Origin of the sequence: Pseudoxanthomonas sp. PXM04, from assembly GCF_014851695.1 — a bacterium.
In the GTDB taxonomy this organism is placed as follows: Bacteria; Pseudomonadota; Gammaproteobacteria; order Xanthomonadales; family Xanthomonadaceae; genus Pseudoxanthomonas_A; species Pseudoxanthomonas_A beigongshangi.
On sequence record NZ_JACVAG010000001.1, the window covers coordinates 1,160,703 to 1,180,282 of the forward strand.

22 protein-coding genes and 1 other RNA gene are annotated in these 19,580 nt (G+C 67.3%); 16 read left to right on the forward strand and 7 right to left on the reverse strand.

All coding sequences use genetic code 11. The features are described from left to right. The first annotated feature begins 1 nt into the window (after position 1). Positions 2 to 514, forward strand: coding sequence for a hypothetical protein (locus tag IB228_RS05440; protein WP_192197777.1), 513 nt, complete (start codon positions 2 to 4; stop codon positions 512 to 514). On the opposite strand, the gene IB228_RS05445 is transcribed toward IB228_RS05440, so the two are convergent. After that, on the reverse strand, positions 511 to 1,044 hold the full coding sequence (locus tag IB228_RS05445) for a hypothetical protein (RefSeq protein ID WP_192197778.1): 534 nt from the start codon (positions 1,042 to 1,044) through the stop codon (positions 511 to 513). The genes IB228_RS05440 and IB228_RS05445 overlap by 4 nt on opposite strands. On the opposite strand from IB228_RS05445, the gene IB228_RS05450 reads away from it, so the two are divergent. The 6 genes from IB228_RS05450 to IB228_RS05475 all read left to right on the forward strand — a co-directional run bounded on the left by IB228_RS05450 (position 970) and on the right by IB228_RS05475 (position 6,147). Then, entirely contained in the window at positions 970 to 2,253 is a 1,284-nt protein-coding gene (locus IB228_RS05450) for an SDR family oxidoreductase (protein ID WP_192197779.1), read from the forward strand. The two genes, IB228_RS05445 and IB228_RS05450, sit on opposite strands and share 75 nt — an antisense overlap. Beyond that, on the forward strand, positions 2,234 to 2,713 hold the full coding sequence (locus tag IB228_RS05455; protein ID WP_192197780.1) for a DUF2269 domain-containing protein: 480 nt from the start codon (positions 2,234 to 2,236) through the stop codon (positions 2,711 to 2,713). Before IB228_RS05450 ends, IB228_RS05455 begins: the two co-directional genes overlap by 20 nt. Positions 2,714 to 2,810: 97 nt before the next feature. Beyond that, complete coding sequence (locus tag IB228_RS05460; RefSeq protein WP_192197781.1) at positions 2,811 to 3,005, forward strand: hypothetical protein; 195 nt, start codon at positions 2,811 to 2,813, stop codon at positions 3,003 to 3,005. 22 nt (positions 3,006 to 3,027) lie between these two features. Beyond that, positions 3,028 to 4,422: a cytochrome ubiquinol oxidase subunit I gene (locus IB228_RS05465; RefSeq protein WP_192197782.1), complete on the forward strand. Its 1,395-nt coding sequence runs from the start codon at positions 3,028 to 3,030 to the stop codon at positions 4,420 to 4,422. A 2-nt stretch (positions 4,423 to 4,424) separates the two neighbouring features. After that, a complete protein-coding gene (gene cydB / locus IB228_RS05470) occupies positions 4,425 to 5,423 on the forward strand; it encodes a cytochrome d ubiquinol oxidase subunit II (RefSeq protein WP_192197783.1) in 999 nt (332 codons plus the stop codon). Positions 5,424 to 5,523: 100 nt separating this feature from the next. Continuing rightward, positions 5,524 to 6,147: a BON domain-containing protein gene (locus tag IB228_RS05475; RefSeq protein WP_192197784.1), complete on the forward strand. Its 624-nt coding sequence runs from the start codon at positions 5,524 to 5,526 to the stop codon at positions 6,145 to 6,147. A gap of 53 nt (positions 6,148 to 6,200) precedes the next feature. Here the strand turns inward: IB228_RS05475 and IB228_RS05480 are convergent, their stop codons facing one another. Continuing rightward, positions 6,201 to 6,863 (reverse strand): DUF6766 family protein, encoded by a 663-nt coding sequence (locus tag IB228_RS05480; protein ID WP_192197865.1) that lies wholly within the window; start codon positions 6,861 to 6,863, stop codon positions 6,201 to 6,203. 956 nt (positions 6,864 to 7,819) lie between these two features. On the opposite strand from IB228_RS05480, the gene IB228_RS05485 reads away from it, so the two are divergent. Further along, a complete protein-coding gene (locus IB228_RS05485; protein WP_192197785.1) occupies positions 7,820 to 8,236 on the forward strand; it encodes a low affinity iron permease family protein in 417 nt (138 codons plus the stop codon). A 54-nt stretch (positions 8,237 to 8,290) separates the two neighbouring features. On the opposite strand, the gene ssrA is transcribed toward IB228_RS05485, so the two are convergent. Both ssrA and smpB read right to left on the reverse strand, forming a co-directional pair. Further along, positions 8,291 to 8,644: a transfer-messenger RNA gene (gene ssrA / locus IB228_RS05490) on the reverse strand. Positions 8,645 to 8,902: 258 nt separating this feature from the next. Further along, a complete protein-coding gene (gene smpB, locus IB228_RS05495; RefSeq protein ID WP_141453002.1) occupies positions 8,903 to 9,391 on the reverse strand; it encodes an SsrA-binding protein SmpB in 489 nt (162 codons plus the stop codon). Positions 9,392 to 9,431: 40 nt separating this feature from the next. Here smpB and IB228_RS05500 point away from each other — a divergent pair, with 40 nt between their 5' ends. Both IB228_RS05500 and IB228_RS05505 read left to right on the forward strand, forming a co-directional pair. After that, a complete protein-coding gene (locus tag IB228_RS05500; protein WP_141453001.1) occupies positions 9,432 to 9,860 on the forward strand; it encodes a type II toxin-antitoxin system RatA family toxin in 429 nt (142 codons plus the stop codon). Between the two features lies 1 nt (position 9,861). Continuing rightward, positions 9,862 to 10,116, forward strand: coding sequence for an RnfH family protein (locus IB228_RS05505; RefSeq protein ID WP_183641605.1), 255 nt, complete (start codon positions 9,862 to 9,864; stop codon positions 10,114 to 10,116). Between the two features lie 12 nt (positions 10,117 to 10,128). On the opposite strand, the gene bamE is transcribed toward IB228_RS05505, so the two are convergent. Then, on the reverse strand, positions 10,129 to 10,527 hold the full coding sequence (gene bamE / locus IB228_RS05510) for an outer membrane protein assembly factor BamE (RefSeq protein WP_141452999.1): 399 nt from the start codon (positions 10,525 to 10,527) through the stop codon (positions 10,129 to 10,131). 105 nt (positions 10,528 to 10,632) lie between these two features. Here bamE and fur point away from each other — a divergent pair, with 105 nt between their 5' ends. Continuing rightward, complete coding sequence (fur, locus tag IB228_RS05515; RefSeq protein WP_181444074.1) at positions 10,633 to 11,037, forward strand: ferric iron uptake transcriptional regulator; 405 nt, start codon at positions 10,633 to 10,635, stop codon at positions 11,035 to 11,037. 118 nt (positions 11,038 to 11,155) lie between these two features. On the opposite strand, the gene recN is transcribed toward fur, so the two are convergent. Next, positions 11,156 to 12,826, reverse strand: a complete 1,671-nt coding sequence (gene recN, locus IB228_RS05520; RefSeq protein ID WP_192197786.1) for a DNA repair protein RecN — start codon at positions 12,824 to 12,826, stop codon at positions 11,156 to 11,158. An 82-nt stretch (positions 12,827 to 12,908) separates the two neighbouring features. After that, positions 12,909 to 13,367 (reverse strand): DUF2269 family protein, encoded by a 459-nt coding sequence (locus tag IB228_RS05525; RefSeq protein ID WP_183641601.1) that lies wholly within the window; start codon positions 13,365 to 13,367, stop codon positions 12,909 to 12,911. A gap of 121 nt (positions 13,368 to 13,488) precedes the next feature. Here IB228_RS05525 and hrcA point away from each other — a divergent pair, with 121 nt between their 5' ends. The 5 genes from hrcA (at position 13,489) to IB228_RS05550 (ending at position 19,546) form a co-directional block, all read left to right on the forward strand. After that, entirely contained in the window at positions 13,489 to 14,541 is a 1,053-nt protein-coding gene (gene hrcA, locus IB228_RS05530; RefSeq protein WP_183641599.1) for a heat-inducible transcriptional repressor HrcA, read from the forward strand. 42 nt (positions 14,542 to 14,583) lie between these two features. Then, the gene (grpE, locus tag IB228_RS05535) at positions 14,584 to 15,102 is read left to right on the forward strand and encodes a nucleotide exchange factor GrpE (protein ID WP_183641597.1); all 519 of its coding nucleotides are present in this window, start codon (positions 14,584 to 14,586) and stop codon (positions 15,100 to 15,102) included. Positions 15,103 to 15,210: 108 nt separating this feature from the next. Next, positions 15,211 to 17,133, forward strand: a complete 1,923-nt coding sequence (gene dnaK / locus IB228_RS05540) for a molecular chaperone DnaK (RefSeq protein WP_141452993.1) — start codon at positions 15,211 to 15,213, stop codon at positions 17,131 to 17,133. Positions 17,134 to 17,262: 129 nt separating this feature from the next. Beyond that, complete coding sequence (gene dnaJ / locus IB228_RS05545; RefSeq protein ID WP_192197787.1) at positions 17,263 to 18,378, forward strand: molecular chaperone DnaJ; 1,116 nt, start codon at positions 17,263 to 17,265, stop codon at positions 18,376 to 18,378. Positions 18,379 to 18,430: 52 nt separating this feature from the next. Continuing rightward, positions 18,431 to 19,546: a prephenate dehydrogenase gene (locus IB228_RS05550; protein WP_192197788.1), complete on the forward strand. Its 1,116-nt coding sequence runs from the start codon at positions 18,431 to 18,433 to the stop codon at positions 19,544 to 19,546. The last annotated feature ends 34 nt before the right edge of the window (positions 19,547 to 19,580 follow it).

Here is a 19,580-nt window from a genome sequence, read left to right on the forward strand (position 1 = left end):
CATGCTCGCCGCCGAATGGGCCTATGCGGGCTACATCCTCTGGCTGTGCGCCGGCCTGGCCGACTTCACCCTGCACTGGCGCGAGGACCTGGCCCATACCTCCGGCTGGGCCGAATCGCGCCTGCACCTGGTGCAACTGGGGCTCATCGGCACCGGCGTGCTGCTGTGGCTGTATCTGCAACCGTCATGGACGGTGCTGCTGGTGTTGGCGGTGCTGGTGACGATGCATGCGGCGATAGGCTATCGGGATACCCAGGTCGCCTATCCGCTGCGCCGGATCGGGCCATTGGAGCAGCATGTCCACAGCGTGCTGGACATGGCGCCCTGGTTCGGCCTGATCGCGCTGGCAGTGGCGACCGGAACAAGCCAGGATACGTGGGGCTGGCGGGTCGCGCTGCGCGACCCGATGCCCTCCAACGCGAAGCAGGCGTGGGTGTTGCTGCCCGCGGTGCTGCTGGTGATGTTGCCGGCATTGGCCGAATCGCGGGCCGCCTGGCGCGCGCGCGATGCCTAGCGACGCGTATCCCTCCGCCGGTCGGCGAGGTACAGCCCGAGCGCGAAGGCGGCGTAGGTCATCAGCATCCCCGGACGAGCGATGCGGTGTTCGAAGCCCGGGCTCAGCCGCGGAGGCACCACATGGTAGTCCACGACGTAGGCGAGGGCGGCGATCACGGATGCCTTCGCCAGCGGCCGGCCCGGATGCCGGTGTCGCCAGCCTTCGTACATCAGCGCCCAGAACACCGAACTGGCATGATGCACGCCGTAGCCGATGGCCGTATGCCGCCACGACCAGCCGCGCGCGCGGCGTGCGGAACGATCCCAGACCCACTGGCTGGCGGCATTGGTACCGGCGGGCGTGGCGCCGTCGATGCGCCGGCTCCATCCCATCACCATCAACGTGGAAATGATGCTCGCGACCGAACCCGATACCCATGCACGCCGGAACACGCGCGGCCAGGAGAACGGCTGATGCGCGTGCTCGTTGCCGGCGGCGATGGACTGCTGGGGGCGGCGCTGGTGCGGCGACTGGCGGCGGCGGGGCATACGGTGATCCTGGCGGGGCGCGCGCACGGCGGCGCGGATGGCGACAGCGCGACGCTGGCACTGGACTACACCGCGCCGCCCGCGCACGCGGCGCTGGTCGAGCGATTGCGCGGCGTGGACACGGTGGTCAACGCGGTGGGCATCTTTCGCGAGAAAGGGAAACAGAGCTTCGATGCAGTGCACGTGAAAGGCCCGCTGGCGCTGTTCCATGCCGCGGTGGAGGCGGGGGTGCCGCGAATCGTGCAGATCTCCGCCCTCGGCGCGGATCCGGGCGCAAACGAGGAATTCCTGGCGTCCAAGGGGCGCGCCGATGCGCAGGCGCTCGCGTTGCCGGTATCGGTGAGGGTGGTGCGGCCTTCATTGGTGTTCGCGCCCGAAGGCGCCAGCACGCGCCAGTTCGCGCGATGGGCGGATTTGCCGCTTACGCCCCTGCCGGGCGACGGACGCCAACGCATCCAGCCGATCCATATCGACGACATCGCGGCGTTGCTGGAATGCCTGGCCGTCGACAACGAAGCGCCGGCGATGACCGCCGCGGTCGGGCCGCGTCCGCTCGAACTGCGGGAGTATCTGGACATGTTCCGGCGGGCATTCGCGCGCCGGTCCGCATTCCTGTCCGTACCGTTGCCGCTGCTGCGCCGCATGCTGTCTTGGGCGGGACGCATGCGGGGCGGACTGGCCAGCGCCGACGCGCTGGCGATGCTGGAACGTGGCAACACCGCCGACCCTTCAGCGTTGCGCGTGTTCCTGCGGCGGCCACTGCGCGATCCCGCCACCTTTTTCGACCGCAGGGCGGCGCACGGACTGGCGATGCACGTCCGCCACTTGCGCTATCTGGTGCTGATGCGCTGGGCACTGGCGGCGATGTGGCTGGGCACGGCCTGGGTCTCGCTGTTCGCCTATCCGCGCGCGGCCAGCCATGCGCTGCTGGCGCGGCTGGGCCTGCACGGTGACTGGGCAGACCTCGCGCTGTGGAGCGGCGCGCTACTGGATGCCGTGCTGGGCCTGGCACTACTGGTCCTGCGCCGGCGCCGCGGCATCTACCGTGCGCAACTGGCGCTGGTGCTCGCCTATACCCTGTTGATCAGCATCGGCCTACCGGAATTCTGGTGGCACCCGTTCGGCCCGCTGCTCAAGAACATTCCGTTGCTGGCGATGATTCTCGTCCTGCACGCATTGGACCGGCCCGATGGATCTGATCCTCGTTAAATACCTGCATATCCTGTCGTCCACGCTGCTGTTCGGCACCGGCATCGGCACGGCGTTCTATCTGTTCTTCACCAGCCGCACCCGCGACGCCAGGCTGGTGGCGGCAGTCGCGCGCCTGGTGGTGATCGCCGACTGGATCTTCACCGCCACCACCATCGTATTCCAGCCCGCCAGCGGGCTGTACCTGGCCCATCGAATGGGCGTTCCGCTGGCGACGCCATGGTTGTTCTGGTCGCTGGTGCTGTTCGTGATCGCCGCGGCCTGCTGGCTACCGGTGATGTGGCTGCAGATGCGGTTGCGCGATATCGCCAAGGCGGCGGCGGAGCAGGGCACCGAATTGCCGCCGCGTTATGCGGCGCACCTCGGCGCGTGGACCGCGCTGGGGGTGCCAGCACTGCTGTCATTCCTGGCGATCTTCTACCTGATGGTGGCCAAGCAGGTGCCGTGGTTCGACGGTTGAGCCCGCCTGGAGATTTGCATCCGCTTCACCCGGGCATGGCTCCACGCTAACGGCGCGCGCGCTAGCGTCGATGGCGGTTCCCTCCCTGGAGTCCGTCATGACCGCGACACGTGGCAACCGCGAGCGCCATCATCCACCGGCAGGTCCGGATCGCTCCGACGATCATGCCCGCGTCCTGCGCGCGGGAAAAAAGGGCAGTTCACCCCGCAAGCAGCCGCAGGAGCGTGAAACGCCCACACGCGACAAGGGACGTGATGACCACCGCAGCGGCAGTGACAGCAACCGCCATTGAGCCTACTGGACAGGGATGAGCCATGGATGCCCTGCTGCTCTCGCGCATCCAGTTCGCCTTCGTCATCAGCTTCCATATCCTGTTCCCGGCCTTCACGGTCGGCTTGTCCAGCTGGCTGGGTTTCCTGGAATGGCGCTGGCTGAGCAGTCGCCAGACGGTATGGCGCGACCTTTATTTCTTCTGGCTGAAGATCTTCGCGGTGTCCTTCGGCATGGGCGTGGTGAGCGGCATCGTGATGAGTTTCCAGTTGGGGACCAACTGGGCGGGTCTGAGCCTGCGTGCCGGTGGCATCCTCGGGCCGTTGCTGGGTTACGAGGTGCTCACCGCGTTCTTCCTGGAGGCCAGTTTCCTCGGGGTCATGCTGTTCGGTTGGGGACGGGTGCCCGAGAAGATCCATTTCCTGTCCACGCTGCTGGTCGCGCTGGGCACGTTGTTTTCCACGTTCTGGATACTTTCGGCGAACAGCTGGCTGCACACGCCGGCGGGGTTCCGGCTTGACGACGGCATCTTCCGGCCGATCGACTGGTGGGCGCTGGTGTTCAATCCCTCGTTCCCGTTCCGGCTGGCGCACATGAGCCTGGCCGCGTTCATCACCACGTGCTTCGTCATCGGCGGGGTCGGGGCGTGGTACCTGCGCCGGGATCTTCATGCGGCTGCCGGTCTGCGGATGCTGCGGCTGGCCATCGCCTTCGCCTGCATCGCGGTTCCGCTGCAGGTGGTGGTGGGTGATCTGCACGGACTCAATACGCTCAAGTACCAGCCCATCAAGATCGCGGCGATGGAAGGGCATTGGCAGGCCGAGCCGGGCAAGGGCCAGCCGCTGGTGCTGTTCGCGTGGCCGGATGAAGCGGCCGAGCGCAACCGGATGGAACTCGCCATACCACGCGCCGGCAGCCTGGTGCTGACGCATAGCTGGGATGGGCAGACGCCGGGCCTGAAGGACGTGGGCGCGGACGAGCGGCCGCCGGTGGTGCCGGTGTTCTTCGCGTTCCGCCTGATGGTCGGCATCGGCGTACTGATGCTGTTGCTGGCGCTGGCGTCGCTCATCGCGTGGCACCGGGGCCGTCTGGCGCAAGCGCACGGCCTGCAGCGCGCATGGATTCTCATGCTGCCTTCGGGTTTCGTGGCGATGCTGGCGGGCTGGCACGTCACGGAACTCGGGCGCCAGCCCTACGTCATCTACGGCTGGCTGCGCACCGCCGAAGCGGTCAGTCCGGTGGGGGCGGCCAGCGTGGCGCTGTCGCTGGGTATCTACGCGGTGGCGTATGCCATCGTGTTCGGTTTCGGCCTGACCTATCTGGTCAAGATGATCCGGCGCGGACCGGTGCCTTTCGAACCGCCGCCGCAGACCGAGGGCGGCGAGCACACGCCGGCGCGTCCCTTGTCGGCGGCCGACGAATCGCTGGAGGAAAGGTGAACATGGAAACGATCCTGCCGGTCATCTGGTTCGGCATCATCGGGTTCGCGGTGCTGATGTATGTGCTGCTGGACGGCTTCGTGCTCGGCCTGGGCATTCTGGCGCCGTTCGCCGAGGACGAGGCGCAACTGGACCTGATGATGAACACCGCCGCGCCGATCTGGGACGGCAACGAGACCTGGCTGGTACTGGGCGGCGCGAGCCTGCTGGCGGCATTTCCCGCCGCGTACGCCCTGCTGCTGTCGTCACTGTACCTGCCGGTGCTGCTGATGCTGATTGCCCTGGTCTTCCGCGGCGTGGCTTTTGAATTCCGCTTCAAGGCCCGGCGTTCGCGACGCGTGTGGGGCGCGGCGTTCCTGCTGGGATCGCTGGGCGCCGCGTTCTGGCAGGGCGTGATCCTCGGCGCGCTGGTGGAAGGCCGCGCCGCCGATCCCACGGCCGGGCCGGCCGCGTGGTTCAGTCCCTTCTCCATGCTTACCGGCGCCGCGCTGATTGCGGGTTACGCGTTGCTGGGCAGCACCTGGCTGGTGATGAAGACGGAGGGCGAGGTCCAGCAGATGGCGCGCCTGCTGACCCGGCCTCTGGCCGCGCTGGTGGTGACGTTCATGGGACTGGTCAGTGCCTGGCTGCCGTTCCTGGACTCGCGGGTGATGGCGCGCTGGTTCGAACAGGACAACTTCTGGTGGTTGTCGCCGGTGCCCGCACTGGCGCTGCTCAATGCGGCCTGGCTGTGGCGCAGCGCGTTCGCGCACGGCCGTGATGCCCGCCCGTTCGTGTTGACCCTGAGCTTCTTCGGGCTCGGTTTCGCCGGCCTGGTGATCGGCCTCTGGCCCTATCTGGCGCCGCCCCGGCTGACCCTGTGGGAAGCGGCGTCGGGCGCGGCTTCACAGGGTTTCCTGCTGGTGGGCGTGGTGCTGTTGTTGCCGGTGATCCTGGGTTACACGGCATGGTCGTACCGCGTATTCCGCGGCAAGGTCCGCGCGGGGCAGGGCTATCACTGAAGAAACGCCATGGTCCGCACTCTCTGCTCACGCCATCCACCCTGGCGTTTCCCAAGGCGCCGGATAGAAATGCCGGCGATGTCGACCAACGGAGGTTGCCATGAAACCGCAAGACGCACGACGCGAGCTGTCGGGCAGTCCGCGCCACGAAGATCCCACCGACCCGCGCGATTTCCATGCCTGGTCGCAGACACAGGGCCACAACCCCGGCGGGTATTCACAGATCCATGGCGGGCGTGAACGCTCCGATCTCAGGGGTTACGCCAATTCTTCCGAGCACGAGGAGCGCGCATGGCCGGGTGGCGCACGGGCATCCGCGCGGCAACAGCGGGAGCAGGGACGATACGCCCCCTACCGCTCGATGGGTGGCATGGATTGGGACGATGCGGAACTGGAGCCCTATCCGGGCGGATACCACTATGAAGACCGGCGCGCCGGGTTGCCGGAACCGCGCAGCTATCGTGGTCGCGGGCCACGCGGCTACAAGCGTTCGGACGAGCGCATAGGCGAGGACATCCACGAACGCCTGACCGACGATCCAATGCTCGACGCAGGGGCCATCACGGTGGAGGTCAACGAAGGCCAGGTGACCCTGAGCGGCCAGGTCGAACAGCGCTGGCTCAAGCACCACGCCGAAGACCTCGTGGACGCGTGCAGCGGCGTACGCGGAATCCGCAACGATCTGCGGGTCGCCAGTCCGACCGGAAGCGACGCGATGTCATAGTCGTTCCGGATGATTGCCGCCAGACCTGCATGTGATGGCGGCTGGCTCCCTGCTCAGGTCCCGGTCTGGCGATGCGGCGCGGCCAGGGGCTTGGACTCGGGCGACTTGTCCTGGCGCAGGAAGATCGACAGCACGACGATTGAAAGCACGGCCAGGAATTCGCTCTGCCAGTTCTGGAACGACTCGAACCAGAACTGCGCGCCACCCAGGTGCTCCGCCAGCGAAATGAGTGGCTTGCCCGCCATCCCGCGTTCGTCGTTCTCGTGCTGCCAGCTGCCGCATGCGTGCAGAACGAACGAAAGGACGAACAACACGAGGAACGCGATGGAAAGCGAATGCGCGTACATCCACCGCCACACACCGCCTGCAAGGACCGGGGCAGGCGTGGGGCCGGGATCGACCCGCTCTTCTTCCTCGGCCGGGTCGAGGGGGCGTGATTCGGCCGAACCGCGCTGGCGCAGCCAGACGGTGAGCAGGACGTACATTCCCATCTGCAGGAATTCGCTTTCCCAGTTTTCGAAGGTCGCCGAAAGAAAATGGCCGCTGGTCAGGTAAATCGCCAGGGTCTCCGGCGGCAGGTGACCACCCAGCCGGTCTTCATTCCACGCCGCGTAGCCGGCCATGATCTGGCCGAACAGGAACATTGCGAACAGCGCGACCAGCACCAGCGAGAGGCCGTTGCGCTTCCAGAAAGAAGGTGATGGTGGAGCGTTCATGGCGTCCTTGTGTGGAATGGAACAGGCATCCGGCGTTTCGCCGGAAACAGCATGAAGTTCGATCCCGCAGTGGCAAGAACGCGTGAAAACGGCTGGGCCGATCATGCTGGACCCGCGCGCTTCCAAAACAGCGCGCGTCGCAATGGATTCCAGCCGTCAGTGGGGTCAGGCCGGCACGCGTCCCGGCGCGTCCGTAGCGTGGTCCGCTTGGCATCCTCCGTGGCGCAAAGCGGTGGAAGGGAGTGGATTCGGAGCTTCGCTGCTCCATGGCGTCGGGTTCGGCAGGCTGAGCGAACAGATGGCGGAAGAGGCGCGCACGGGCATATCGGCGCTTCGAAACGAAAGCTACGAGGTCGGCAAGGTGCGGGGCCCCTTTTGGCTGCGCCCGCGATGGCGACCGATGACGGAGTATGGATTTACGAGCCGGCGTCCGCCGTCCGCGGCCTGGGCACTGACGGGCTGCGGGCATCGCTCCGCGCCCTGCCGGAACGTGCGCCTGATCGAGCGCGCGTGACGTCCGGCGACACCGTCCCCGGCGTGCCGGGGACGGTGTCGCATCCGTCATGGAGCGGCTGAGTTGTGCCCGGCTGGCGCCGGATCGGTGTTCCGGCAGGACGTGGCGGCTGCGCAGGACAGCAGCGCGAAGAGTACGAGCAATGCGGTCTTGATCTTCATGGCTTGCCTCGGATGAGTGCCCGATCGGCACTGATCGCAGGGTTCCGCAACCACGGTGGAGAGAACGTTCGCGGACTCGACCACGGCAATGCCGTGTCCGCTGCATATCCGGACGAGGTCCAGAGCGGGCAACTGGAATGCCTGGTTGCGAACCATTTCCTGCCAATACCCGAAAACCGGCGGGTACCCATGGTTCATCCCGGCCATCCTCCTTCACCACGCGAACATGCGGAAGCGTCCACAGTCCCGCTCCAACCGGACCGGACAAACAGGATTTGGCCATGAACAACAAACTTTCCGCATTTACCCGCCTGGCCAAGCAGGCCTCCACCTTCACCGGTCGCCCCGCATGTTTCGGACTGGCGCTGGCGGTGGTCATCGCCTGGGCGGTCAGTGGCCCCTTGTTCGGCTTCAGCGATACCTGGCAACTGGTGATCAACACCGGCACCACCATCATCACCTTCCTGATGGTGTTCCTGATCCAGAACACCCAGAACCGCGACACCCAGGCGATGCAGATCAAGCTGGATGAACTCATCCACGTGACCTCGCGCGCGAACAACGAGCTACTGGATCTGGAAGAACTGGAAGAATCCGAACTGGAACGCCTGCGCGCGCACTACGAAGCGATGGCGCAGAAGGCGAAGGACGCGCGCCAGCGCCGGCGGGAACACGGCCGGACGCAGGCCGATCATTAGCCCGCTTCTGGACGGAAAAGAAAAAGCCCGCCGAAGCGGGCCTTTTCCTGTGAATGGTGGAGGTGGGCGGAATTGAACCGCCGTCCGAAGGCACTCCATCCCCGGTACTACATGCTTATCCCGCCGTTAAGTCTCGTCCTGTGGCAGCACGGTGGGCAAAGCGCACCCCAGGACCAGCCTGTTAGAGGTTGACCGGGAGCTGACAGGCAGCGGCCCCCGGCGATTCCGTGATAATGACCCTACGCTGCGAGCACGGACACAAGCAGTTTCGGGGCTTACGCCTTAAGCGGCGAGAGCGTAGTTGTCGTCGTTGGCAACTAGAGTTTTGCCGCTGGATTAACGAGGAAAGCTGCCCCCTCGGCATGCACCAGGCAACTTCGCAACCCCCGTCGAAGCCAGTGCACCCCCGGGAGCCAGAATGTTTCCTGACCGCGACAGTGTAGGGGCGGGGTGGGGTGGTTACAAGCTCGTGACGGCGCGGCGGTCAACGGGCGGTTAGCGGGGTGAGGGGCGTCGTGCCGCCTCCGTAGGAGCGACGTGAGTCGCGACCGGGATTCCGGGCCGACATGTCCTGACCGGGGCACGATCCGTTCATGAGGTTCTTGGCTGGAGGGGCTGTTCGCACGGTCGCGACTGACGTCGCTCCCACAAGAATCACCACTCGAATCAGGCGTCGCGGTTGTGCTGGCGCATCACGCGCGATTTTTCGCGGGCCCAGTCGCGTTCCTTGCTGGCGGCGCGCTTGTCGTGGGTCTGCTTGCCCTTGGCCAGGGCGATTTCGGCCTTGACCTTGTTGCCCTTCCAGTAGAGCGAAGTGGGCACCAGGGTGTAGCCGTCGCGCTCGACCTTGCCGATCAAGCGGTCGATTTCGCGCCGGTGCAGCAGCATCTTGCGGGTGCGGCGGTCGTCGGCGACCACGTGGGTGGAGGCCTGGATCAGCGGGGTGATCTGCGAACCGAACAGGAAGATCTCGCCATGGCGGATGGTCGCGTAGGCCTCGGTGATGTTGGCCCGGCCGGCGCGGATGGCCTTGAGCTCCCAGCCCTGCAACGCCAGCCCCGCCTCGAGGCGTTCCTCCAGGTGGTACTCGTGGCGGGCGCGCTTGTTCAACGCGATCGTGCCAGTTGCTTTATTCTTGTCCGGTTTCTTGCCCATCCGTTTATTGTCGCCGAAGGCGGAACCACAAGCGAGTCAAATGCAAACCATCCGCCGCAGCGCCCTGGTCGAACACGCCGCCAGCCGCATGTTCGACCTGGTCAACGATATCCCCGCCTATCCCCGCCGCTTCGACTGGTGCCGCGGCGCCGAAATCATCGAGACCGGCGAGCAGCGGCTGGTGGCCCGGCTGGACCTGGGGCTGGGTTCGCTGAGCACCTGGTTCACCACCGAGAACACCCTGGACCGTCCGCACCGCATCGACATGAAGCTGGTCGACGGGCCGTTCCGCAAGCTGCACGGGCAGTGGGAATTCCACGCGCTGGACGAAAGCGCCTGCAAGGTCAGCCTGACCCTGGAATTCGAACCCTCCAGCCGCCTGCTGCTGCCGGCGCTGACCCTGGGTTTCCAGGGACTGGCCGACCGCATGGTGGACGACTTCGTGCGCGTGGCCGACCGCGGCGAGTGAGATGAAGGTCGAGGTCATCCGCGCCTGGCCGCACCGTTTCGACACGGTAACGGTGGAATTGCCGGATGGCGCGCAACTGGCCGACGCGGTGCGGCTGGCCGGATTCGCCGGCGACCCGGACATCACCGGCTATGCCATCCACGGCGTGGTGGCGCGGGCCGAGACAGCCCTGCGCGAGGGGGATCGGGTGGAACTGCTGAGGCCCCTGACGGTGGACCCCAAGGAAGCGCGGCGACGCCGCGCCCGCAAGGACTAGCGCCGGACCGGCTCAGCGGCCGCCGCGGCCGCCCTTCTTCTTGTCCTTGGCCAGGTTGGGACCGAACTTGCGCACGTCCGAAGCCAGCTGCAGGTCGTTTTCGGGGAAGTATTCGCCTTCCCAGCTGGCCAGCGTGTCGCCCTGGAAGTGCAGGGTCAGCGTCTTGACCTCGGTGGTGCCGCGGCGGTTGGTGCGCTCGCTGGCCGCGTAGTCCCAGCGCTGGGAGTGGAAGGGATCGGCGATGGACGGGCTGCCGATCAGCGCCTGCACCTGCTGCTTGCTCTGGCCCACCTGCAATTGATCCACCGCGGCCTTGTCCAGCAGGTTGCCCTGGTAGATCGGCTGCTTGTAGAGGATGCCGCAGCCGGCAGTCAGGGAGGCGAGGGCGGCGACCAGCAGGAGTTTGCGCATGGGACGGCTACAGGTGGAAAACATGCCGATGATACACTTCCGGCGACCGCCGCAACCCAGCTTCAGGCAGCCGGCGCTAAACCGGTTATGAACGGAGACGCCGATATGGAATCCCAAGAACTTCGCAAGGTTGGCCTCAAGGTCACCCACCCGCGGATGCGCATCCTGGAACTGCTGGAGCAGAAAACCTCGCAGCATCACCTGAGCGCCGAAGACATCTATCGCCAGTTGCTGGAACACGGCGACGAGATTGGCCTGGCCACGGTGTACCGCGTGCTGACCCAGTTCGAGGCCGCCGGCCTGGTGCTGAAGCACAACTTCGAGGGCGGCCAGGCCGTCTACGAACTGGACCGCGGTGGCCACCACGACCACATGGTGGACGTGGACACCGGCAAGATCATCGAATTCGAAAGCCCGGAAATCGAGAAGCTGCAGCGCGAAATCGCCGCCAAGCACGGTTACCTGCTGGAAGAACACTCGCTGGTCCTGTACGTGCGCAAGAAGCGCTGAACCCCGCAACGCCTGAAGCCGCAGTGGGAGCGGCCTCCCGGCGGCGAGCCCTTTCCGCCCTTCCACGGGTGTCCCGACCGAAACCGGGACGCCCGAAAAGGGCGTGCGAACGGATTCCTCAGCCCGCGACGTCGGCCAGCAACCGCTTGGCCGCGGCGTGGGCTTCCTTGCTGACCTCGACGCCGCCTAGCATGCGCGCCAGCTCTTCCTCGCGCTGGCGGGCGGTCAGTACTTCGACCGCGCTCTGGGTCATGCCGTCGACCGGGGCCTTGCTGACCCGGTAGTGGGCGTGGCCCTGCGCGGCGACCTGCGGCAGGTGGGTCACGCACAGCACCTGCCGCTGGGCGCCGAGCGCGCGCAGTTTCTTGCCGACGATGTCGGCGACCGCGCCGCCGATACCGGAGTCCACTTCGTCGAACACCATGGTCGGCACCGCGTCCACGCCCAGCGCTGCGACCTCGATCGCCAGCGAGATGCGCGAGAGTTCGCCGCCGGAAGCGACCTTGCGCAGCGGGCGGGGCGGTTGGCCGGCATTGGCGGCGACCAGGAACTCGACCCGCTCGGCACCGGCCGGGTCGGGACGGTCGCCTTCGTTGGGTTCCAACGCGATTTCGAAGCGGCCGCCGCCCATGCCGAGTTCGGCAATCAGCGCGGTGGTGGTCTTGCCGAGTTCGCGGGCGGCGCGCTGGCGGCTGCGGGTGAGCCGGGCGGCGGCCGATTTCCAGCTTTCGCGGGCGGCCTCGATGTCCTTGTTGAGGCTGAGCAGGCGTTCGCCGGCGCCGCGCAGGCTGTCCAGTTCGGTGGCGATGGCGTCGCGCACGCGCGCCAGATCGTCCGGTGTGGTGCGGTGCTTGCGGGCCAGATCGTGGATGCGGCCGAGTCGGCGCTCCAGTTCCTCGAACTGTTCCGGATCCGCGTCGAGATCGTCGCGGACCTGGCCGAGCAGGCCGAGCGCCTCGTCAATCTGGATGTGCGCGCTTTCCAGCATGCCGTCGATTTCGGCCAGGCGCGGCTCGTGCTGCACCAGTCGCGCCAGTTCGCCGCGGGTCTGCTGCAATTGCCGGGACAGGGAAGGCGATTCGTCGTCGCCCAGCCGCGCCAGCGCCGCCTCGCAGGCCTGGATGAGGCCGGCGGCGTGGGCCTGGCGGCGATGTCCGGCCAGCAGGTTCTCGATGCTGGCTGGGGCCAGGTCCTCGCGCGCCAGTTCGCCGAGTTGGTGCTCCAGGTAGTTGATGCGGTCGGACACGTCGCCCTGGCGGGACAGATGCTCGCGTTCCCGCAGCAGTTCGGACCAGCGGTCGGCGGCGGCCGCCACCGCCTGCCGTTCGGTCGCGTTGCGGGCATGGCCGTCCAGCAGGTCGCGCTGGCTGGCCTTGTCCATCAACGCCTGGTGTTCGTGCTGCCCATGGATTTCCACCAGCCGCCCGGCCAGGTCGGACAACTGTCCGAGGGTCACGCTGCGGCCGTTGATCCAGGCGCGCGAACCGCCGTCGGCGCGGATCACCCGGCGCAACTGGCAGGCCAGTTCGTCGTCCAGTTCCTGTTCGCGCAGCCATGCCAGTGCCGGCGCATTGGCCTCGATGGCGAATTCGGCCGACAGTTCGGCGCGTTCGGCGCCGTGGCGGACCACGCCGCTGTCGGCGCGCAGGCCGGACAGGAAACCCAGGGCATCCACCAGCAGCGACTTGCCGGCGCCGGTTTCTCCGGAAATGACGGTCATGCCGGGGCCGAATTCCAGTTCGGTGGCGCGGACGACGGCGAAATCCTTGATCGCGAGGTGTCTGAGCATGTTCGTATTGTAAGGGCCAGCCATGACACGCATGGCACGCGGCGCCAGCATCGGGGCGCGCCGTCGCAGGAGCCGCGACGGACTACGCGGGCAGCTTCAGTACCATCGCCGCCAGCGCCAGCCAGGCCGGCAGCAGGCTGGCGAGGCCGATGCGGTTCCAGCGGCGCAGCAGCGGTTGGCAATCCTCCCAGCGGGTATCGGCGCGCGCGGCCAGCACCTGCAGGCGGTGCTGCAGCGGCGCCAGCGCGGCGAACACCAGTCCGGACAGCACGAACAGGCCGATGCCCAGACCGAGCCAGCCAGTGCGCAGCAGTGGCCAACCGCCCAACCAGGCGGCCAGGCCGCCGCTGGCGATGATCACCAGCACCGCCGGCACCGTGAATACCCGATCGCTGCGGATGACCCCGGCCATCGCCTCGGCCAGGTGCGGCGGGGAACGGTGACGGGCGGCGTGGCGCACCCAGAACACGCCGGTGGTGACGTTGCCCAGGAACAGCACCACGGCGACGATGTGCAGCAACTTGAACAGCAGATAGGCCATGGCGGCGGGATCGGTCCGTGCGGGAAGGCCATTGACGCGCACCGGCCGGCCGTCGCCAAGGGGCCGGAAGTCACTTCAATGCTTGCGGTCGCCGGGCGATGCGGCTATCTATTCGCCGATGATGTCCGCATCCGCCGACGCTCCGCTGGATCCCCGTGCCCGCCAATTGCTGCGGGCGCTGATCTCCCGTTACATCCGCGACGGCGAGCCGGTCGGTTCGCAGACCCTGGCGCGTTCGGCCGGGCTGGACGTGAGCCCGGCCACCATCCGCAACATCCTGGCGGAGCTGGAGGAAGTGGGCCTGCTGAGCTCGCCGCATACCTCCGCCGGACGGATTCCCACCGCCCAGGGCTACCGCGTGTTCGTGGACAGCCTGGTCCAGGTGAAGTCGCTGGGCGAGGGCGAGATCACCCGCCTGCGCGCCGAACTACCCGCCGGGGCAGGCACCCAGGCGCTGCTGGGCAATGCCTCGGAACTGCTGTCGGCGATGACCCATTTCGTCGGGGTGGTGAGCGCGCCCCGGCGCGAGCAGTTCGCCTTCCGCTACATCGACTTCGTGCCGCTGGACGGGCGCCGGGTGATGGCGATCCTGGTGTTCGCCGACAACGACGTGCAGAACCGGGTCATCGAGCCACGCCGGGTCTACGACCGTTCGGAGCTGGAGCGGATCGCCAACTACCTGAACACCCATTTCGCCGGCCGTCCGCTGGCCGACATCCGCGCGACCCTGTTGCGCGAGCTGCGCGACGCCCGCAGCGAGATGGAAGGGCTGCTGGCGCAGGCGGTGGATCTGGCCGAGCAGGCGCTGGCGCCGCCCGGCGACGACGTGGTGCTGGCCGGCCAGACCCGGCTGATGAGCGTGCAGGACCTGTCGGACCTGGAACGCCTGCGCGACCTGTTCGAGACCTTCGCCCGCAAGCGCGAGATCCTGCAGTTGCTGGAGCGCACCCTGCGCGCGCCGGGGGTGCGGATCTTCATCGGCGAGGACACCGGCCTGGCCCGCCACGACAGCGTTTCGGTGGTCACCGCCCCGTACATGGCCGGTGGGCAGGTGCTGGGGGTGCTGGGGGTGATCGGCCCGACCAGGATGGCCTACGACCGGGTGATCCCGGTGGTCCAGGCGGCGGCCGATGCGCTGGGGGCAGCCTTGAATCCCGACAGCCCGTCCCAATAAGTGGCCTGTCATGCGGCAGGAACCGCCGCGACGGGACCCGAGATGAGCCAAAACGAACACGATTCCGAACTGGGCCAGACGCCCGAACCCCAAGAAGCCGACAACCCCCTGATCGCCGAGTTGGAAACCCTCCGCAACGAAGTGGACCAACTGCGGGCCGCCTCGCTGCTGGAGCGGGCCGACCTGGAGAACCAGCGCAAGCGGGTGGCGCGCGACATCGAGATGGCGCGCAAGTTCGCCAACGAACGCCTGTTGGGCGACCTGCTGCCGGTCTTCGACAGCCTGGACGCCGGGCTGGCCGCGGCCGGCGGCGAGGCCAATCCGCTGCGCGAGGGGCTGGAGCTGACTTACCGGCAGTTGTTGAAAGTCGCCGGCGACAACGGCCTGACCGTGCTCGACCCGGTCGGCGCGCCGTTCAATCCCGAACACCACCAGGCCATCAGCCAGGCCGACGCTCCCGGCGCCGCACCCGGCAGCGTGGTGCAGGTGTTCCAGAAGGGCTACCTGCTCAACGACCGCCTGCTGCGCCCCGCGCTGGTGGTGGTGGCCAGGCAGGACTGAATGCCCGGGCCGCCGGCGCTTGAACCGCGCCGGCCGGACCCCACATCCAGACCATCCCCGGCGCAGCGCCGGACCAAGACAGACACTTTTTAGGGAGCGAACCCGACAATGGGCAAGATCATCGGCATCGACCTGGGCACGACCAATTCGTGCGTGGCGATCATGGAAGGCGGCAAGGCACGCGTCATCGAGAATTCCGAAGGCGACCGCACCACCCCCTCCATCGTCGCCTACACCAAGGACGGCGAAGTCCTGGTGGGCGCCTCGGCCAAGCGCCAGGCCGTCACCAACCCCAAGAACACCTTCTTCGCGGTGAAGCGCCTGATCGGCCGCAAGTTCACCGACGCCGAAGTGCAGAAGGACATCGGCCTGGTGCCGTACTCCATCGTCCAGCACGACAACGGCGACGCCTGGGTGGCGACCGCCGACGGCAAGAAGCTGTCCGCGCAGGAAATCTCCGCGCGCATCCTGGAGAAGATGAAGAAGACCGCCGAAGCCTTCCTGGGCGAGACGGTCACCGAGGCGGTCATCACCGTGCCGGCCTACTTCAACGACAGCCAGCGCCAGGCGACCAAGGACGCCGGCAAGATCGCCGGCCTGGACGTCAAGCGCATCATCAACGAGCCGACCGCGGCGGCGCTGGCCTATGGCCTGGACAAGGCTGATGGCACCGATCGCAAGATCGCCGTGTACGATCTGGGCGGCGGCACCTTCGACGTGTCGATCATCGAGATTGCCAACGTCGACGGCGAGAAGCAGTTCGAGGTGCTGGCCACCAACGGCGACACCTTCCTGGGCGGCGAAGACTTCGACAAGCGCGTCATCGACTACCTGGTGGAAGAGTTCCAGAAGGACCAGGGCATCGACCTGCGCAAGGATCCGCTGGCCCTGCAGCGCCTGAAGGACGCCGCAGAGCGCGCCAAGATCGAGCTGTCCAGCTCGCAGCAGACCGAAGTCAACCTGCCGTACATCACCGCCGACGCGTCCGGTCCCAAGCACCTGAACATCAAGCTGACCCGCGCCAAGCTGGAAGCGCTGGTGGAAGACCTGATCAAGAAGAGTATCGAGCCGTGCCGCATCGCGCTGAACGACGCCGGCCTGCGCGCCAGCGAGATCAGCGAGGTGATCCTGGTCGGCGGCCAGACCCGCATGCCGAAGGTGCAGCAGGCGGTGGCCGAGTTCTTCGGCAAGGAACCGCGCAAGGACGTCAATCCCGACGAGGCCGTGGCGCTGGGCGCTGCGATCCAGGGCGGCGTGCTGGCCGGCGACGTCAAGGACGTGCTGCTGCTGGACGTGACCCCGCTGAGCCTGGGCATCGAGACCCTGGGCGGCGTGTTCACCAAGATCATCGAAAAGAACACCACCATCCCGACCAAGGCCTCGCAGACCTTCTCCACGGCCGAGGACAACCAGTCCGCGGTGACCGTGCACGTGCTGCAGGGCGAGCGCGAACAGGCCCGCTTCAACAAGTCGCTGGCCCGCTTCGATCTGGCCGGCATCGATCCCTCGCCGCGCGGCCTGCCGCAGATCGAGGTGTCGTTCGACATCGACGCCAACGGCATCCTGCATGTCTCGGCCAAGGACAAGAAGACCAACAAGGAACAGAAGGTCGAGATCAAGGCCGGTTCGGGCCTGTCCGAGGAAGAGATCCAGCGCATGGTCGCCGATGCCGAAGCGCATCGCGACGAGGACAAGAAGTTCCACGAACTGGTGCAGGCGCGCAACCACGCCGACGGCCTGCTGCACGCCACCCGCACCGCCATCACCGAGCATGGCAGCAAGGTGCCGGGCGACGTGATCGGCCGGGTCGAGGGCGCCATCGCCGAGCTGGAAACGGCGATGAAGAGCGATGACAAGGCGCAGATCGAGGCCAAGTCCAAGGCGCTGGAGGAGGCCGGCCAGTCGCTGTACGCGGCCGCCGCTTCCGGCCAGCAGCCCGGCGCCGACGCCGGCGCCGCCCCGGGCGCGCAGCCCGCCGGCGACGACGTGGTCGACGCCGAGTTCACCGAAGTCAAGGACGACAAGAAGTAAGTCCGGGAATCGGGAATGGGGATTCGGGATTCGGAAACGGCGTTTCCGGTTTCCGGATCCCCTTCCGGTATCTGAAGTTGCGATGCTGTCCGCCATCCCCAATCCCGAATCTCCAATCCCTGCTTGCCGATGAAACGCGATTACTACGAAGTCCTGGGCGTGGCCCGCACCGCCAGCGATGACGAGCTGAAGAAGGCTTATCGCCGCTGCGCGATGAAGTTCCATCCGGATCGCAATCCCGGCGACAAGGCCGCCGAGGCGTCGTTCAAGGAATGCAAGGAGGCCTACGAGGTGTTGTCGGACGGCGCCAAGCGCCGCGCCTACGATGCCCACGGCCATGCGGCCTTCGAGCACGGCATGGGCGGTGGTGGTGCCGGCGGGCCGGACATGGGCGACATCTTCGGCGACATCTTCGGCAACATCTTTGGCGGCGGTGGCGCGCGCGCCGCCCGTCGCGGCGCCGACATCGGCTACGTGATGGAGCTGGATCTCGAGGAGGCCGTGGCCGGCATCGAGAAGCGCATCGAGATTCCCACCCTGGTGGCCTGCGAACCCTGCCATGGCTCGGGTTCGGAGGATGGCCAGGTCGAAACCTGCGCCACCTGCGGCGGCCGCGGCAACGTGCGCATGCAGCGCGGCATCTTCGCCATGCAGCAGACCTGTCCGGCCTGCGGCGGCCGTGGCCAGACCATCAAGAATCCCTGCAAGACCTGCCATGGCGCCGGTCGCGTGGAGGAAGAGAAGGTCCTGTCGGTCAAGATTCCGGCCGGCGTGGACAACGGCGATCGCATCCGCCTGACCGGCGAGGGCGAGGCGGGACCGCCGGGCACCCCGCCGGGCGATCTGTACGTGGAAGTGCGCGTGCGCGAGCACGATATTTTCCAGCGCGACGGCGACGATCTGCATTGCGAGGTGCCGATCCGGATTTCGCAGGCGGCGCTGGGCGATACCGTGCGCGTGCCCACGCTCAACGGCGAGGCGGAGATCCGCATTCCCGCCGAAACCCAGACCGGCAAGCTGTTCCGCCTGCGCGGCAAGGGCGTCAAGTCGGTGCGCAGCCGCAGCGAAGGCGATCTGTATTGCCGCGTGGTGGTGGAAACCCCGGTCAACCTGACCAGCGAACAGCGCGAGTTGCTGGAAAAGTTCGAGGCGACCTTCGTCGGCGACGAGGCGCGCAAGCACTCGCCGAAGTCGGCGACCTTCCTGGATGGCGTGAAAGGTTTCTGGGAGCGCATGACGTCCTGATCCACGCCGACGCTCTGACCTAGAATGAGGGCTCCCCCAAGGAGCCCTTTTCGTGTCCCCACCCCTGATCGGCATCGTCGGCAGCGCCGGCGCCTACGGGCGCTGGCTGCGCCGCTTCTTCGAGACCCGGATGGGGCTGGCGGTGATCGGACACGACCCGGCGGATCCCGCTTCGCTGCCGGAAGCCGAACTGGTGCAGCGCGCCGATGTGCTGATTTTCTCCGCGCCGATCCGGCATACCGCCGCGATCATCGGGCGCTACGTGGAGCTGGCCGCCGGCACGGAAGCCGGCAAGCTGTGGCTGGACGTCACTTCGATCAAGGCCGCGCCCATCGCCGCGATGCTGCATTCGCGCGCCGAGGTGGTCGGCCTGCATCCGATGACCGCGCCGCCCAAGGCGCCGACCCTCAAGGGCCGGGTGACGGTGGTGTGCGAAGCGCGGCTGGAGGGCTGGCGTCCCTGGCTGGACGCGCTGCTGCGCGCGCTGGAGGGCGAGTACGTCCACGCCGAACCCGAACAGCACGATCGGATCATGGCGCTGGTGCAGGCGATGGTGCATGCCAGCCACCTGGCCCAGGCCGGCGTGCTGCGCGGACAGGCCCCGGCAGTTGGCGCGCTGGCCGAACTGCTGCCGTTCCGTTCGGCCTCCTTCGAGATGGACGCGGCGATCCTGTCGCGCATCCTGTCGCTGAATCCGGCGATCTACGAGGACATCCAGTTCGGCAATCCGCACGCGCATGAAATCCTCACCGCGCTGCACGCGCAGATTGGCCGGATGGCGGCGCTGGTGGGAGAGGGGAGCGACGCCGCGCGCGCGGCGTTCCGCGAGGAATTCCTGGACGGCAACCGGGAAGCGCTGGGCGCGCGGGCGCTGGCCGACGGCAACTACAGTTACGAGCGCTTGGGCTACCTGCTGGCCGACCTGGCCGGCGCGCAGTCGATGAGCGTGCATCTGCCGGAGGATCGTCCCGGTTCGCTGCGGGCGCTGCTGCACGTGTTCGAACGGCACGGCGTGAGCCTGTCGTCGATCCACTCCTCGCGCACCCCGGAGGGCGAGGTGCATTTCCGTATCGGCTTCGATGCGGACGTGGACGCGGACGGCATGCGCCGCGCGGCGGCGGAAATCGACGCCAGCGGCATCGGCCGGGTGCTGGCCGCCGGCCGCTGACGCGGTACGGCGGCGTATTGGCGCAGTGCGAAAC